This is a genomic window from Luteimonas endophytica (assembly GCF_029887875.1).
Classification (GTDB): Bacteria; Pseudomonadota; Gammaproteobacteria; order Xanthomonadales; family Xanthomonadaceae; genus Luteimonas; species Luteimonas endophytica.
Genome location: NZ_JARXRM010000028.1, coordinates 39,761 through 55,106, shown reverse-complemented (window position 1 = coordinate 55,106; position 15,346 = coordinate 39,761). Strand labels below are relative to the sequence as shown.

At 71.5% G+C, this 15,346-nt stretch carries 11 protein-coding genes and 1 pseudogene; 5 read left to right on the top strand and 7 right to left on the bottom strand.

The features are described 5' to 3' along the window. The first annotated feature begins 13 nt into the window (after window positions 1-13). Entirely contained in the window at window positions 14-799 is a 786-nt protein-coding gene (locus tag QFW77_RS07650) for an EAL domain-containing protein (protein ID WP_280573864.1), read from the top strand. On the opposite strand, the gene QFW77_RS07645 is transcribed toward QFW77_RS07650, so the two are convergent. The 6 genes and pseudogenes from QFW77_RS07645 to QFW77_RS07620 all read right to left on the bottom strand — a co-directional run bounded on the left by QFW77_RS07645 (window position 796) and on the right by QFW77_RS07620 (window position 7,091). Further along, entirely contained in the window at window positions 796-1,149 is a 354-nt protein-coding gene (locus tag QFW77_RS07645; protein WP_280574172.1) for a response regulator, read from the bottom strand. The two genes, QFW77_RS07650 and QFW77_RS07645, sit on opposite strands and share 4 nt — an antisense overlap. 36 nt (window positions 1,150-1,185) lie before the next feature. Further along, window positions 1,186-2,337 (bottom strand): annotated as a pseudogene (locus QFW77_RS07640) (two-component system sensor histidine kinase NtrB); the annotation flags it as partial. Window positions 2,338-2,566: 229 nt separating this feature from the next. Then, entirely contained in the window at window positions 2,567-3,043 is a 477-nt protein-coding gene (locus QFW77_RS07635) for an Hsp20/alpha crystallin family protein (RefSeq protein WP_280573862.1), read from the bottom strand. A 243-nt stretch (window positions 3,044-3,286) separates the two neighbouring features. Next, window positions 3,287-6,178 carry a type 2 lanthipeptide synthetase LanM family protein gene (locus tag QFW77_RS07630; protein ID WP_280573861.1) on the bottom strand — a complete coding sequence of 964 codons (2,892 nt, stop codon included), beginning with the start codon at window positions 6,176-6,178 and terminating at the stop codon, window positions 3,287-3,289. A 16-nt stretch (window positions 6,179-6,194) separates the two neighbouring features. Next, on the bottom strand, window positions 6,195-6,395 hold the full coding sequence (locus QFW77_RS07625) for a DUF6229 family protein (protein WP_280573860.1): 201 nt from the start codon (window positions 6,393-6,395) through the stop codon (window positions 6,195-6,197). 228 nt (window positions 6,396-6,623) lie between these two features. Next, the gene (locus tag QFW77_RS07620; protein WP_280573859.1) at window positions 6,624-7,091 is read right to left on the bottom strand and encodes a GNAT family N-acetyltransferase; all 468 of its coding nucleotides are present in this window, start codon (window positions 7,089-7,091) and stop codon (window positions 6,624-6,626) included. A gap of 171 nt (window positions 7,092-7,262) precedes the next feature. Here QFW77_RS07620 and QFW77_RS07615 point away from each other — a divergent pair, with 171 nt between their 5' ends. From QFW77_RS07615 to htpG, 4 genes are all read left to right on the top strand, one after another. Continuing rightward, the gene (locus QFW77_RS07615) at window positions 7,263-8,576 is read left to right on the top strand and encodes a diguanylate cyclase (protein WP_425603291.1); all 1,314 of its coding nucleotides are present in this window, start codon (window positions 7,263-7,265) and stop codon (window positions 8,574-8,576) included. A gap of 251 nt (window positions 8,577-8,827) precedes the next feature. Then, on the top strand, window positions 8,828-10,315 hold the full coding sequence (locus tag QFW77_RS07610; RefSeq protein ID WP_280573858.1) for an amino acid permease: 1,488 nt from the start codon (window positions 8,828-8,830) through the stop codon (window positions 10,313-10,315). A gap of 183 nt (window positions 10,316-10,498) precedes the next feature. After that, window positions 10,499-12,520: an SLC13 family permease gene (locus QFW77_RS07605; RefSeq protein ID WP_280573857.1), complete on the top strand. Its 2,022-nt coding sequence runs from the start codon at window positions 10,499-10,501 to the stop codon at window positions 12,518-12,520. Between the two features lie 85 nt (window positions 12,521-12,605). Continuing rightward, window positions 12,606-14,489, top strand: coding sequence for a molecular chaperone HtpG (gene htpG, locus QFW77_RS07600; RefSeq protein WP_280573856.1), 1,884 nt, complete (start codon window positions 12,606-12,608; stop codon window positions 14,487-14,489). 34 nt (window positions 14,490-14,523) lie between these two features. On the opposite strand, the gene QFW77_RS07595 is transcribed toward htpG, so the two are convergent. Beyond that, complete coding sequence (locus QFW77_RS07595; RefSeq protein ID WP_280573855.1) at window positions 14,524-15,318, bottom strand: MOSC domain-containing protein; 795 nt, start codon at window positions 15,316-15,318, stop codon at window positions 14,524-14,526. Window positions 15,319-15,346 lie beyond the last annotated feature (28 nt).

The following is a 15,346-nucleotide window of genomic DNA, read 5'->3' as shown; positions in this document are numbered from 1 at the left end:
CAGGCGGACGGCGATGACGGGCAAAGCGGGCTGCAGTGCCTGTCGCGACGGCCGCGACCTGCCGCTCGCGATCACCATGGCGTTCCAGCCGATCGTCGACCTCTCCAACCGGACGGTCTTCGCCCACGAGGCGCTGGTCCGCGGCCGCGGCGGCGAAACCGCCGCACAGGTGCTGGCGCTGATCGATGCGGACCGCCTCTACGCCTTCGACCAGGCCTGCCGGGTGACGGCGATCCGGCAGGCGGCGATGCTCGGCATGCCCACGGTGCTGTCGATCAACTTCATGCCCAACGCCGTCTACCGGCCCGAGCATTGCCTGCGCAGCACGCTGGCGGCGGCCGAGCGCGCGGCCTGGCCGTTGACGCGGATCCTGTTCGAGGTGACCGAGCAGGAGAAGGTGGTCGACGCCGGCCATCTGCTCGAGATCCTCACCACCTACCGGGCGAGGGGGCTGCTGACCGCGATCGACGACTTCGGCGCGGGCCATTCGGGGTTGAATCTGCTCGCGGAGTTCCAGCCCGACCTGGTGAAGCTGGACATGGACCTGGTCCGGGGCATCGATCGGGACCGGCCGCGCAGGGTCATCGTCGACCATGCCGCGCGCATGTGCACCGACCTCGGGATCCGGATCGTCGCCGAGGGGGTGGAGACGGCGGCCGAGCACCGGGCGTTGCTGGACCTCGGGATCGTGCTACAGCAGGGCTATCTGTTCGCCAGGCCGCTCGTGGAAGGGCTGCCGCCGGTGGCTTGGCCGGCCCCGGGCGGCGCTCCGGAACGGGTCGACGCGTCGATCGCCTAGCGCCGCCCTGACCGGCCCGCCGCGGCGCCGAGCTTGGTCGCCAGTTCCGCGACCCGGTACGGCTTGGGAAGATAGTCGCAGTCCTCCGGCAGCTCCTCCAGCCAGCTCTCCGAGTAGCCCGAGGCGAGTACGATCGCCAGCGCGGGACGCAGCTCCCGCGCCTTGCGCGCCAGTTCGATCCCGGTCATGCCGCCCGGCATCACCACGTCGGTGAACAGGATGGCGATCCCGGGGTCGTTGCGCAGACGCTCGAGCGCATCGTGGCCGTTCTCGGCGGTGGTCACCGCGTAGTCCAGGTCGCGCAGCGCCTCGACCACCGTGTCGAGGATGTTGCGGTCGTCGTCGACCATCAGCACCCTCGGCCCGCGCCCTGCCGCCGGGGGTGCGGAATCCGCCAACGCCGGCAGCTCCAGGGCGACCGTGGTCCCCTCGCCGGGGGCGCTCCGGATCCTGAGCGTGCCGCCGGACTGGGTGACTGCGCCATAGACCTGGCTCAGGCCCAGCCCGCTGCCCTTGCCGACCTCCTTGGTGGTGAAGAAGGGGTCGAGCGCCTTGTCGACCACCTCGGCCGTCATGCCGGTCCCGTCGTCGCTCACCGACAGGGTGACCCGTTCGGTCCCGTCGTCCTGTGCCGCCCGCCCCGTGCGGATCGCGATGGTGCCGCCCCTGGGCAGGGCGTCGCGGGCATTGACCACGAGGTTGAGGATCGCCGCCTCGAACTGGGACCTGTCCACCGCGACCTGCGGCAGGCCCGGCTCGAGCTCGAAGCGCATGCCGATCGATGCGTCGCAGGCGCGCCGGAACAGCGTCTCGGAGTCCCGGAGCAGGGCGTTGATGTCCTGTGCGGTGGGGCGGGTCAGCTCGCCGCGCGAGAACGCCAGCAGCTGGCGCGTGAGCAGGGCGCCGCGGTCGGCGGCACGCTGCGCGGTTTCGGCGGCGCGCGCGATCCTGGCCGCGTCGCCGCCGCTGGCGACGATGCGGTCGAGGCTGTTGGTGATGACGGTCAGCAGGTTGTTGAAGTCGTGCGCCAGGCCGTAGGTGAGCTGGCCGATCGCCTCGGCCTTCTGCGACTGCATCAACGCGCGGCGGGCCTCTTCCAGCGCCTCCTCGGCCTTGCGCCGTTCGCTGATGTCGCGGGTCACCTTGGCGTAGCCGATCAGCCTGCCTTGCTCGACGATCGGGTCGATCACCACGCTCGCCCAGAAGCGGGTGCCGTCGCTGCGCAGGCGCCAGCCGTCCCTGACGTAGCGGCCCTCGCGCGCGGCGGTCTCCAGGGCGCGCGCGGGTTCGTTCGCCGCGACGTCCTCGGGGGTGTAGAAGATCGAGAAGTGACGGCCGAGCACCTCGGCGGCGGTGTAGCCCTTGATCCGTTCGCCGCCGGGATTCCAGCTGGCGATGCGCCCGCCCGGGTCGAGCAGGTAGATCGCGTAGTCGGTGACGCCCTGGATGAGCATCCTGAACTGGCGCCCGTCGTCGATGAGGCCGTCTGCCCCGTCGTCGCGCGGGTGCGCTGCCTGCGGGCCGGCGTGCTGGCTCATGGAAGAATCGCCCCCCGTTCCGATCTCCGCCGCATCCTACCCGAGCCGGCAACGCGCCGCCGCCCCGGGGGGCAGCTACCAGGCGCGTACGCGCGTCGTCGTCGGCACGGCCCCTTCCGCGGGACGCCGGAAACGGTCCAGGGCCACACCGAAGCCGGACCGGCGGACGCCGCGCTGGTCGATGCCGCGACGGGCCGCCCGCCCGGCGGGCGGCCCGTCGCGGCCGCGCTCAGGAGTTGAGCACCGGGCCGACCTGGATGCGGCGCGGCGTGGTCTCCGGACGCTTCGGGATCACGATCTGCAGCACCCCGTTGTGGCCGGAGGCGCTGATGCCGTCGGGATCGGCGCTGTCGGGCAGGGCGAAGCGTCGGTGGAAGCTGCCGTGGCGACGCTCGATGCGCGAGAACCGTCCCGATTCGAACTTGTCCTCGACGCGGCGCTCGCCCTTGATCGTCAGCACGCCGTTGTCCATCTGGACCTCGATCTCCTGGGGATCGACGCCAGGCAGGTCGGCATAGAGCAGGAAGCGATCCGACTCCTCGCGGATGTCGACGCGCGGTACCCACTGGCTGGTGACCACCGAGGATTCGTCGGTGGAATCGCCATGGAGCAGGCTTCCCTCGAAGAAGCGGTCGAACAGCTGGCGGATCGGGTCATGGGCCCGCTCCTGCGCGGGCCACCGGGATTGGCGAACCATCTCGTTCATGGCTTGGTCTCCTGGTTGTGCTCGGACGGCATCCGTCCGCGCGGCCGGATAGGCCCGACGGTGCCGGTTTCAAGGCCCGGGAGTGGTCGGCATCGATGAATCGAACCGTCGTTCAGCCGCCGTTCGCGACGGCGGATTCCGTGCTGTCTTGCGTCCGGACCGTCGCGCAGCGCGGCAGGGGAGCATTGCCGCCACGAAACGGATGGATGGCCTTGCCGGTGTCTCCACGAGAGCGCCGTGGCTTCAGTACCTGCCCGGGAGCAGCACCGAAGGCAGCCGGCAATCGGGGTGCGCGCGCAGCAGTTGGTAGGCGATTCCCCCCACGCCCGGCAGCAGGCCGGGGATGAACGCGTCGCGGGCGATGCCGCAGGAGGCGCCGTGCATGTCCAGGCTGTCCAGGATCCGGTCCAGCAGCTCGCCAATGCTGCAGCCTTTGGGGAGCGCATCGGCGGCCTCGGCGCGACGCAGGAGCTCCCAGGCGCCGAGATCGCCGTGGCAGAGGCAGTGGTTCCAGCCCAGTCCCCGGCGCCAGGTCGCTTCCGCGGCGCGCCGCAGGATCCGCACGGTTTCCTGCTGCGCGCACGCCGGGTCCAGATCCAGCCGCGCCAGGCCGATGCCCACCGCCCCGTGGCACCAGGCGGCGGCGGTCTTCTGCCCGCCGGGAAGGTTGCGCAGGTCGCGCCATGCGCCCTCGCCGGTATCGAACAAGGCGTCTTCGAACGCGAATGCGGCGGCGGCGGTACGGCGGTGGCGGGCATCGCCGCTGCGCATCGCCAGCCGCTCCAGCGCCCAGCCGATGCCGGTGACACCGTGGGCGAAGCCCCCGATTCCGTCCGGCCAGCGCTCCTGCCGCCAGCACGCGCGCCCCTCGTGCACGTCGGCCTGATCGCATAGCCGGTCGCCGATCCTTGCCGCCGCGTCGGCGTATCGCGGCTGGCCGCTCGCATCCGCCAGCTCGAGCAGCGGAACGATCGCCCCGGCGGCACCGGACAGGATGTCGAGTTCGTTGTCCGCGGCCGCCGCGTGCGGCAGGTGTCCGGCCAGCGCTTCGGCGCGCTCGATGCCTTCCCCCCCATCCATGCCCCAGTCGGCCAGCAGCAGCCAGGTCCAGATCTGCGAGCCCAGCCCGGTGAACCCGCCCGGGGCCGGTGGGCGGACCTTCGCTCCGTCCGCACTCGCCCCGTTCCGTTCGAGCGCATGCTGGAAAAGCCCCAGGCTGTGCAGGGTCGCCGAGAGGAGCGCGTCCAGCCCGGCAACGGGGTCCGCGCGCCCGGCGGCGGTCTCGCGCAGGTACGCGGCCGCCAGCAGCGCGACGCCCGACAGGCCCGTGTACAGATCGGGCGGCAGCGGCTGGACCGCCCAACCCGCCGGCCCGAGCACCGGGGCGATCCAGGTCACGCTGCCGTCGTCGCCATGGATGGCGCTGCCCACCAGGTTGGAGACGATCCGCGCGGCGTGGCGCCTGCGCCGCGCTTCCGGATCGCCTCCCGAGCCTTTCGCGGGAAGCAGCGACACGTCGTTCGGCATCCAGCCGTCGTTGATATAGGCGCTGACCAGCGAAGCCCTGATGAGGTTGCGGTCGAGCGCGCGATCGAAGCCGTGCCAGCGCCGGTGCGCATCGCCGATCGGGTCGGCCAGGGAGCGCCACCCGGTGCCGCCGGGACCTTCGATGGCGCCGGGCGCCGCCAGCGCGGTGAAAAAGGGGATGTCGCCGATCAGCAGGTCCTCGATCTCGGCATCGATCACCTCCGCCTCGGCCGGTGCGAAGCCGGCGTTGGCTGCCATCCTGCGAAGCAGCGTCGCCGCCCGTTCCCGCGCCGGCGCCGGCTTGTGCAGGGACACCGGGTGCCAGAGCATCCTGCCGATCTCGGCATAGACCTCGGAGGCTCTCGGGACGATGCGGATGGGACACCCGGCGAACGCCTCCATTCGCTCGCGCAGTTCGCCGGCCCGGTCACGGGCGACGAGCACCTCGGACATGGCATCGAAACCCGCCAGCACTTCGGGCCAGTGATCGGCGAGGGCGGGCGCCGGGCTGGGGTGATTGCGCGCGACCGGCATGGCCCGCATCGACATGCCGATCCGCGCCTCGTCCGTGCCCACGCCGAGAATGTCGGGTTGCGGCACTTCCGGTTGCTGGCCGCCGAGCATGCCGACCGCCGAGGTGTCGACGCCGCGCCAGCCCAGCCCGATGCCGCGTCCCGGGAGCAGCCCCATGCCGAGCACCGTGCCGGACAGCAGCGCCGCCGCGCGGTCCAGGGCGTCGCCGTACCCGAACTGCGCCGGCGCGGCGACCGGCGTGAACAGCGTTTCGCAGTCGACGATGACGGCGCTGCCGCCGCACGCGATCAGGTTCTCGGCGTGGAGATCGCTCCCCCCGAGCAGCCGCATGATCGCCAGCCAGTGGCCGATACCGCGATAGAAGTCGCGCAGTTCGCGGGCGTCGGCGGCATGGCGATGCTCGATGAACTCGCCCCAGCCGTACCCACCGCGGTCCAGCGCGGCCGGAACCGCGATGGTCGTTCCCGGCAGGTGCGGGCGGAGCGCCGCAACGAACCCGCGCAGGGCGTTGTCGACGGCCAGCGAGCGGGGCTTGTAGACGACCCGGCCCGCGGCGCATTCGGCGATCGCCACCGTGCGCCCCCGGCGATGGCTGTCGCCTGCGCCGAAGCCCAGTGCCGCCAGTTCGCCCGCGTCGCCACCGGTCAGGCCCCCGAGGTCGCGGCGGTCGGAGGCCCAGTGCCGCGCGAATTCGAGCGCTGCCGCGCAGCGGTTGGCGACGATGGCCTCGATCCGCCCCCGCAGTGTGGGATAGTGGACGGAGAGACCTTCCCAGAACGAAGGCCGGGCCGAGATCTCCAGGAACGCGCGCCATCGTGCTCGCGGATCCTCGCCGGCGAGGCGGCCATCGACGCGCGCGGCGTTGAGTTCGAGCACCAGCAGGCGGCTGAGCTTCGCATGCAGTACGAACGACAGCGAGGTTTCGGTTGCCGAAAGGATCACCTCGCGCTCGGCTGGCGAGAGTCCGGCTACGGAAACAAGCCGGGCTGCCAGTTCTCCCAGGGAGGGAGCGATCAGACAGCCCAGGGAAGCGGAAAAATTGTCGGCATCCAATCCCGTTGCCGCGGACGCCATCAGCGGGGTGTTCGCTTCAGCAGCACTGCCGGGTCTGGGAACCCGTGCATGCGGTGCCGCAGCCGCAGAGGGTGAAGAACGTCGCCCGCTGCTTCTCCGAGACGATATCGGCCTCGGCGTATTCCCCCGATATGAACAACGGCCCGGCGGGATTGCCGGCATCCGCGTCGTTGCGCCATTGGGCTACCACGCCCGGCTCGTGCATTGCACCATTCATAGCTCCTCTCCTTCCGTTGTTTGAGGAAACACCATGTACCGGGCGCACATGTCCGGACGACGCGATGACGGTGAAGATGCCACGGACGATCGGCCATGCCTCCGGTACGCGCCGATCTAGTCACAGGCCGGAGGGCGATTCAAGAACGGCCATCACGTTCCACGATGGCGGCCGACCGGCGCGCGACGGGAGGAGGGCGGCCGGCGGCGCCCGGCCGGCCGGACGCCCCTAGAGCGTCCGGCTCATGAAGACGCTGTGGGGATCCTGGCGGTAGTCGCCGAACGGTGCGCACGGGCCGAAGCCGTGGCGCGCGTACAGCGCCCGGGCCGGGGCGAACGCCGCCATCGAGCCGGTCTCCAGGCTGAGTCGGCGGTAGCCGCGGCGCCGCGCCTCCTCCAGCACGTGCGCGAGCAGGGCGGCCGCCACGCCCTTGCGCAGGTGCCGGGCGGAGGTGCGCATCGACTTGAGCTCGGCGCGCAGCGGGTCGAGTTCCTTGAGCGCGATGCAGCCGGCGAGCTCGTCGCCGAACCACCCGCTCCAGAAGGTGACGCCCGGCGCACGCAGCCGGGCCAGGTCCAGCGCGTGGATGCTCTCGGGCGGCGAGTGGCGTGCCATGTCGTCCAGGTGCTCCTGCAGCAGGCCGGCGATCTCCGGTCCGCTCAGCGGGTCGAGGCGGATCTGCAGTTCGGCTGTCATGGCGCGGCGCTGTCCCGAAGGTCCCGGCGGGGCGGAGCGCGAAGCCTGCGACGCGGCGCGCGTGCCGGTCAAGCCCGCCGCGTCGCGTCGCCGGGCGGATCCGCCCAGCGACTACAGATTCCCGGTCGACGGTCGATATCCGGCTGGCAACCTGGCTATCGTGGGGTTCCATTGCATCCGATCATCCGCAGCGTCGCGGCGGGCGGTTCCCGGTCCGGAGCGCGTACCAGCGCGATCCTGCTGGTGGACAACTCGCGCTCGTTCGCGGCGATGGTGGCCACCGCGGTGGGCGAACGGTTGGGGCTGCCGGTCACCGTGGTGGCTTCTCTGGCCGAGGCGCGGGAGGCGCTGGCCGAGCCGGGCCGGTACTTCCTGGCGCTCACGGGGCTGGTGCTGGCCGATGCCGAGCCTGGCGCGATCCTCGACTTCTTCGCCGGCGCAGGGGTGCCGACCGTGGTGGTCTCGGGGAACTACGACCACGCCATCCGCGAGGAGATCCTGTCGCGTCCGGTGGTCGACTGCGTGCTCAAGAACACGCCCGGCAACATCGACTACCTGGTGTGGCTGGCCCAGCGGCTGGAGCGCAACCGCCGGATCGGCGCGCTGGTGGTCGACGACTCGCCATCGGCGCGCGCGCTGGCCGCATCGCTGCTGCGCATGTACGGTTTCCGCGTGGCCGAGGCGGGTACCGCCGAGGAGGCGCTGGCGGCGATCGCGGCGGATTCCTCGGTGCGGCTGCTGATCACCGATTACGAATTGCCGGGCATCGACGGGCTCGAACTGATCCGGCGACTGCGCGCGACCCGTGCCCGCGACCGCCTGTCGATCGTCGGCATCTCCGGCTCCGGATCGCCCTCGCTGCTGGCGCAGTTCCTAAAGCACGGCGCCAACGATTTCCTGCACAAGCCCTATTCGCGCGAGGAGTTCTTCTGCCGGGTGTCGCAGAACGTCGACAACCTCGATCTCATCGGCACCCTGCAGGACCTGGCGACGCGCGACTTCCTGACCGGCCTGCCCAACCGCCGCCACTTCTTCGACCGCGGCGTGCAGCTGTTCGAGGACGAGCGCTCCGAGTTGGCCGCCGGCATGATCGACATCGATCACTTCAAGCACATCAACGACAGCTACGGCCACGACGCCGGCGACGTCGCCATCAGGGCGGTGGCCGACGCCGTGGCCCGGCACGCCCGCGAGCAGGACCTGCCGTCGCGGTTCGGGGGCGAGGAGTTCGCGGTGCTGGCCCCGGGCCTGTCCGGAGATGCCGCGCGCGCCTACTTCGAGCGCCTGCGCGCGGACGTCGCGGCCATGGTGATCCCGCTGGACGGCGGCCGCAGCATCCGCCTGACGGTCAGCGTCGGGGTCTGCACCAGCGGCCGCGACCTTTCGACCATGCTCGCCGAGGCCGATCGGCGCCTGTATCTGGCCAAGGCCGGCGGCCGCAACCGCGTCGAGCCCGGCGCCGGCGTCCGGACAGCGGCTGCCTGAGTGGTCCCCCGGGTCGCCGCAGGCGGCCCGTGCAGGACCGCGAGGCACGCCCGCCGATCCGCATCTGCGGCCCTGCCGTCACCCTCGATGTGCCCGAGCGCCCGCCTCCCGACCCCTACCCGCCGCCAAGCCGGAGAGGGTGCTGGTGGGCCGCGCGGGGCTCTGGCAATCTAGCGCGGCCGCGGCCCCCTGCCGAGGGCAGTTGCACTTTCCGCCGGACATCCGGCGTGCCGACCACCGAGGATGCCCGCGTGCTGAAAGATCTACTGATCGTCAAGCCGGTCGCCCCGGCGCCGCACGTCGATGCCGGCGAACCGGTGGAAGGCAGCCTCGCCGGAGAGGCGGGGCTGCGCCGGGTGCTCGGTGCCCGGCATCTGGTGCTGCTGGGCGTCGGTGCGATCATCGGTGCAGGCATCTTCGTGATGACCGGGCAGGCCGCCGCGCACCATGCCGGCCCCGCCATCATCCTCAGTTTCGTGCTGGCCGGTACCGCCTGCGCCTTCGCGGGGCTGTGCTATGCCGAGTTCGCCGCGATGATCCCGGTTTCCGGCAGTGCCTACAGCTATACCTATGCGACGCTCGGCGAGGCGCTCGCCTGGTTCGTCGGCTGGAGCCTGGTGCTCGAGTACCTGTTCGCGGCTTCGGCGGTCGCGGTCGGGTGGTCGGCCTACACCACCAGCCTGATGGAATCGGTGGCGCGCATGCTGGGCAGCGAATGGACCTTCCCGGCGCTGTTCGCCTCGGCGCCGCTGAGCTATGCCAACGGCGAGTTCGCCGCGACCGGCGCGCTGTTCAATCTGCCGGCGGTGCTGGTGGTCGGCGCGGTCGGCGTGCTGTGCTATGTCGGCATCCGCCAGTCGGCCACCGCCAACGCGGCGATCGTGGCGGTCAAGGTGGTGGTGATCCTCGCCCTGATCGGCTTCGGCGCGCAGTACGTGGATCCGGAGAACTGGGTGCCGTTCATCCCCCCGAACGAGGGCGGGGACCGTTTCGGTTGGTCCGGCGTGCTGCGCGCCGCCTCGATCGTGTTCTTCGCCTACATCGGTTTCGACGCCGTTTCCACCGCTGCCCAGGAGGCGAAGAACCCGCAGCGCGACATGCCGATCGGGATCCTCGGCTCGCTGGTGGTCTGCACGCTGCTCTACATCGTCGTGGCGGCCGTGTTGACCGGCATGCTGCCCTACACCGAGCTCGGCACGGCCAAGCCGGTCGCCACCGCGCTGGAGGCCTATCCGGCGCTGGGCTGGCTCAAGTTCGCGATCGAGATCGGGGCCGTCGCGGGGCTCACCTCGGTGATCCTGGTGATGCTGATGGGCCAGCCGCGGATCTTCTACGCCATGGCGCACGATGGCCTGCTGCCGAAGTTCTTCGGCGCCTCGCATCCGCGCTTCCACACGCCCCATCGCGCCACCGTGGTGGTGGCGGTGGTGGCCGCACTGCTGGCCGCGTTCTTTCCGCTCGGCATGCTCGGCGACCTGGTCTCGATGGGGACGCTGCTGGCGTTCGCCACGGTCTGCGCCGGCGTGCTGGTCCTGCGGCGCACGCGGCCCGACCTGCCGCGCCCCTTCCGGGTGCCACTGGCGCCGGTGGTGTGCGTGCTCGGCACCGCGTCGTGTCTGGCGCTGGTCGGTTTCATGGGCTGGTACAACTGGGCGCTCCTCGGCGCCTGGACCCTGGTCGGCTTCGCGATCTACTTCGGCTACGGCTACCGGCACAGCAAGCTGCGCCGCGCCCGTTGAGCTGGCCGGGCGTCCCGGTCGGGGACGTCGCCGGGACGGGAGCGCGGATCCTGCGGGCCGCAGCGCCGGCGTCGCTGGCGGCCGCTCCGCGGCCACGCGGCTGCGGCCAACGGCCTCGGCGCCGCCATCGCGGCGTGGTGACGCGACTGCGCTAGGCTCAGCGGTCCTCCCGCGGATGCCGCCATGCACTTCGAACAGATCCTGATCCTCGCGATCCTGGCCGCCACGGTCGGGCTGTTCCTGTGGGGGCGCTGGCGCCACGACATGGTCGCGGCCGCTGCGTTGCTGGCCTGCGTGGTGGGCGGGCTGGTGCCGGCCGGCCAGGCCTTCGCCGGGTTCGGCCATCCGGCGGTGGTCACCGTGGCCTGCGTGCTGGTGCTCAGCCGCGGGCTGCAGACCTCGGGCGCGGTCGATGCGCTGGCGCGCGCGGTGCTGCCGGGCTCGTCCGGGCCGATGGCCGCGATCGCGGCGCTCACCGCCCTGGGCGCGCTGCTGTCGGCGTTCATGAACAACGTTGGCGCGCTGGCGTTGCTGATGCCGGTGGCGGTGCAGATCTCGCGCAAACAGGCGCTGGCGCCGGGCCAGGTGCTGATGCCGCTGGCGTTCGGCTCGATCCTCGGCGGCATGACCACCATGATCGGCACGCCGCCCAACCTGATCGTCGCCGGGTTCCGCGATAGTTCCGGCGCCGGGGCGTTCTCGATGTTCGACTTCACCCCGGTCGGCGCCGCCGTGGCGGTCGCAGGTGTGCTGCTGATCGTGCTCGGCGGCTGGAAGCTGGTCCCGGCGCGTCGGAATGCCGCCGCCGAGGGGTTCGACACCGGTGCCTATCTCACCGAGGCGCGGGTGCCGGAGGGCGCCAAGGCGGTCGGCAAGACCGTGCGCGAGATCGAGGCGGTGCTCGAGGAGCACGATGCCCAGGTGGTGGGCATGGTGCAGGGCGAGTTCCGGGTCCACGCGCCCAACCCACTGCGTCGGGTCAGCGCGGGCGACATCCTGGTGCTCGAGGCCGAGGCGGACTCGCTGGCCAATGCCCTGTCCAGCCTGGGACTGCGGCTGGAGGAAGCCGTCCGCGACAAGGACCGCAAGGACGAGGCGGAAGAGGACGGGGCGGCGGAGGAGGGCGCCTCGGGCGACGGGGCGGCGGAAGACGCGCCGGGGGAAGAGGGCACGGCGACGCCCGCGAGTTCGCGCGAGGACCGCGAGCGCGCGGACAGGCCGCCGCCCGCGTCCGCGTCCCGGCAGGCGGCAGACGCCGACGCCGGCGAACCGGGCAACGGCGGCGAAGACGGCACGGCACCGGAGAAGAAGGCGAAGCAGGACGAGGAACGCCCGCGGGCGGGATCGGTGATGCTGCAGGAGATCGCGGTGCTCCCCGGTTCGGCCCTGGCGGGGCGGTCCGCAAGCGACCTGGCGCTGCGCACCCACTACAGCATCAACCTGCTGGCGATCTCGCGCGAGGGCCGGCGTTCGATGACCCGGCTGCGTTCGCAGCTGTTCCGCGAGGGCGACCTGCTGCTGCTGCAGGGCACGCCGGAGTCGATCGGCGAACTGGCCACGGCCTTCGGCGGGGTTCCGCTGGCCGAACGCGCGCTGCGCATCCCCGACCGGCGCAAGGCGATCACCGCATCGGCGATCCTGGCGCTGGCGATCGGCGCCGCGGCCTTCGGCCTGGTGCCAGCAGCGGTGGCGTTCGCGTCCGGGGTGCTGGCGTCCATGGTGCTGCGCACGGTGCCGCCGCGGGAGGTCTACAACGCGATCGACTGGCCGGTCGTGGTGCTGCTGGCGGCGCTGATCCCGGTTGCCGGCGCCATGGAGTCCACCGGCACCGCCGGCCTGATCGCCAGCTTCCTGTTCGACACCGTGGCCCAGGGGCATGCCGTGGTCGGCCTGGCGCTGATCCTGGTGGTGACGATGACCTTGTCGGACCTGATGAACAACGCCGCCACCGCCGCGGTGATGTGCCCGATCGCGCTGGGCGCGGCCACCGCGCTCGGGGTCAGCGCGGATCCGTTCCTGATGGCGGTGGCGGTGGGCGCATCGTGCGCCTTCCTGACCCCGATCGGGCACCAGAACAACACCCTGATCCTGGGCCCCGGCGGCTTCCGCTTCGGCGACTACTGGCGGCTCGGCCTGCCGGTCCAGCTGCTGGTGATCGCGGTCAGCATCCCGATGCTGCTGCTGGTGTGGCCGCTGCGGGGTTGATCGCGACCGGTCCGGCCGCAAGCGGGTTGAATTCGCCGCCTCCGCACCCATTCTCGGGGCCTGACGCCAGCCCGGAACAGTCGCCATGACCCAAGCCACCACCGAGACCCGCAGCTTCGAAGCCGAGGTCGCCCAGGTCCTGCACCTGGTCACCCACTCGCTGTACTCGCACAAGGAGATCTTCCTGCGCGAGCTGATCTCCAACGCCTCCGACGCCTGCGACAAGCTCCGTTTCGAGGCCATTGCGGAGCCGGCACTGCTGGCCGGCGACGGCGAACTGCGCATCGAGGTGAGCTGGGAACGGGAGGCGCGCACCGTGTCGGTTCGCGACAACGGCATCGGCATGGGCCGCGACGAGGTGGTGGCCAACATCGGCACCATCGCCAGCTCCGGCACGCGCCGGTTCCTCGAAGCCCTGAGCGGCGAGCAGAAGGCCGACGCGCGCCTGATCGGCCAGTTCGGCGTGGGCTTCTACTCCGGGTTCGTGGTCGCCGACCGCGTCACCGTGCTCAGCCGCCGCGCCGGCGCGGCGGCCGGGGAGGGCGTGAAATGGGAGAGCGACGGCCAGGGCCAGTACACCCTGGAGACGGTGGAACTGCCCGAACGCGGCACCACCGTGATCCTGCACCTCAAGCCCGACGAGGACGAGTTCCTCGCCGGCTGGAAGCTGCGCTCGCTGGTGCAGCGCTATTCCGACCACGTGGCCTTCCCGATCCGGATGCCGAAGGAAACCGCGGACGGAGCGGACGGCGCCGCCGGCGCCTGGGACACCGTCAATTCGGCCTCGGCGCTGTGGACCAAGCCCCGCAACGAGATCGCGGACGAGGACTACCAGGCCTTCTACAAGGCGCTGGGCCACGATTTCAACGATGCCCTGGCCTGGACCCACAACCGCGTCGAGGGCAGCCAGAGTTTCACCACCCTGCTGTACCTGCCGGCGCAGCCGCCGTTCGACCTGATGATGGGCGGGCGCGACGAGCGCAAGGGCCTGAAGCTGTACATCAAGCGGGTGTTCGTGATGGACGCCGCCGAGGAGCTGCTGCCGGGCTACCTGCGCTTCGTGCGCGGCGTGGTCGACGCCGACGATCTGCCGCTCAACGTCAGCCGCGAACTGTTGCAGCAGAACCGCCAGCTCGATCGCATCCGCGGCGCTTGCGTCAAGCGCGTGCTGGACCTCGTCGAGAAGCTGGCCCGCGAGGAGCCCGAGAAGTTCGCCGCGTTCCACAAGGCCTTCGGCAACACCCTCAAGGAGGGCATCGCCGAGGATGCCGGCAACCGCGAGCGCATCGCGAAGCTGCTTCGCTTCGCCTCGACGAAGGGCGAGGGAGCCGGGCAGTCGGTTTCATTGGACGACTACATCGGGCGGATGGCGGTGGGCCAGGACACCATCTGGTACGTCACCGCCGACAGCCACGCCGCCGCCGCGGGCAGCCCGCAGCTGGAGGCGTTCCGGGCCAGGGGCATCGAAGTGCTGCTGATGTCAGACCGCATCGACGAGTGGATGCTCGGCTCGCTGCGGGAATACGCGGGCAAGAAGCTGCAGCACGTCGCCAAGGGCGAGCTGCCGCTGGACGAAAGCGAACGCGAGAAGCAGGAGGAGGCCACGAAGGCCGCGGAACCGCTGCTGCGGAAGCTCAAGGGCCTGCTCGGCGACCGGGTCGCGGAGGTGAAGGTGTCCGCGCGCCTGACCGATTCGCCCTCCTGCCTGGCGCTGGCCGACCACGACATGGCGCCGCACTTCGTGCGCCTGCTGCGCGAGGCCGGCCAGGACCTCCCGGAAAGCAGGCCGACCCTGGAGATCAACCCCGGGCACGCGCTGGTCCAGCGACTGGAAGCCGAGACCGACGAGGCGAAGTCGCGGGACCTGGCCGGGCTGCTGCTGGAGCAGGCCGAGATCGCCGCAGGCGCGTCCCTGGCCGATCCTGCGGCGTTCGTGCAGCGGATCAACCGCGTGCTTCTCGCCAGCTAGCGCACCGGAGCCGGGCCATCCCCCGGCGCCGCGCTCACGCGACGACTACCACCGGGTCCTTCGTCCGCAGGGTCCCGGTGCCGCGCGGGATCAGCAACTGGCCGAACGAGACGCCGCCGTCGCCGCGCCGGTAATCCAGCAGGGTCCGCAGCGGCTCGCCGTCGGGATCGCGCTCGCCGCGCTCGGGGTCCACGGTGGTGAACACGCAGCGGATGCAGGGCTTGGCGACGTCGAACTCGATCGCTCCCACGCGGATGCGGCTCCAGCCGTCCTCGGCATGGGCCGGGGCATCGTCCACCACCAGGTTCGGCCTGAACCGCAGCAGCGAGACCGGGCGCGACAGCCGCGCGTTGAGTCCGTCCAGCGCGGCGCGCGTGACCAGCAGCAACGGCATCGAGTCGGCGAAGCTGACCTCGTCGCCGGCGCGGGCGCGATCGTGCCGCAGCGGTCGTGCGGCGCCGGCATCCATGTGCACCAGTCGCGCGGGCTGTTCCAGGAAGGCGCTGAGCCATTGGTCGGCAGCGGCACCCGCCGCGCGGGCGGTGACGGCGTCCTTCCACACGGTCACCCGGACCCGCTCGCCCATTGCCGCCGAGGGGAGCGGCAGGGCCGGCATGCCGGGGGCGTGCAGCACGATGCCGTCCGCGTCCGGCCGCGCGCGCAGCAGGGTCAGGCGCGGCAGCTTGCGGCCGGTGAGGAACCGGCCGTCGCCGTCCACCGCCATCCAGCGGCGGTCGTGGCGCAGGCCGCGCGGTTCGACCTCGGCGCTGCCGGCATCGAACGCGGCGCAGGATTTGACCGGGTACAGATGGATGCCGGACAGGTGCATGGGCGCTCTGGAGGGGTCGGGGTGCAGC

Bases quoted from the DNA above. Each gene is read 5' to 3' on its own strand.
- QFW77_RS07635 (WP_280573862.1), bottom strand. From the start codon at position 3,043: ATGAACGAGATGGTTCGCCAATCCCGGTGGCCCGCGCAGGAGCGGGCC.
- htpG (WP_280573856.1), top strand. From the start codon at position 12,606: ATGACCCAAGCCACCACCGAGACCCGCAGCTTCGAAGCCGAGGTCGCC.
- QFW77_RS07620 (WP_280573859.1), bottom strand. From the start codon at position 7,091: ATGACAGCCGAACTGCAGATCCGCCTCGACCCGCTGAGCGGACCGGAG.
- QFW77_RS07625 (WP_280573860.1), bottom strand. From the start codon at position 6,395: ATGAATGGTGCAATGCACGAGCCGGGCGTGGTAGCCCAATGGCGCAAC.
- QFW77_RS07645 (WP_280574172.1), bottom strand. From the start codon at position 1,149: ATGGTCGACGACGACCGCAACATCCTCGACACGGTGGTCGAGGCGCTG.
- QFW77_RS07595 (WP_280573855.1), bottom strand. From the start codon at position 15,318: ATGCACCTGTCCGGCATCCATCTGTACCCGGTCAAATCCTGCGCCGCG.
- QFW77_RS07605 (WP_280573857.1), top strand. From the start codon at position 10,499: ATGCACTTCGAACAGATCCTGATCCTCGCGATCCTGGCCGCCACGGTC.
- QFW77_RS07650 (WP_280573864.1), top strand. From the start codon at position 14: ATGACGGGCAAAGCGGGCTGCAGTGCCTGTCGCGACGGCCGCGACCTG.
- QFW77_RS07630 (WP_280573861.1), bottom strand. From the start codon at position 6,178: ATGGCGTCCGCGGCAACGGGATTGGATGCCGACAATTTTTCCGCTTCC.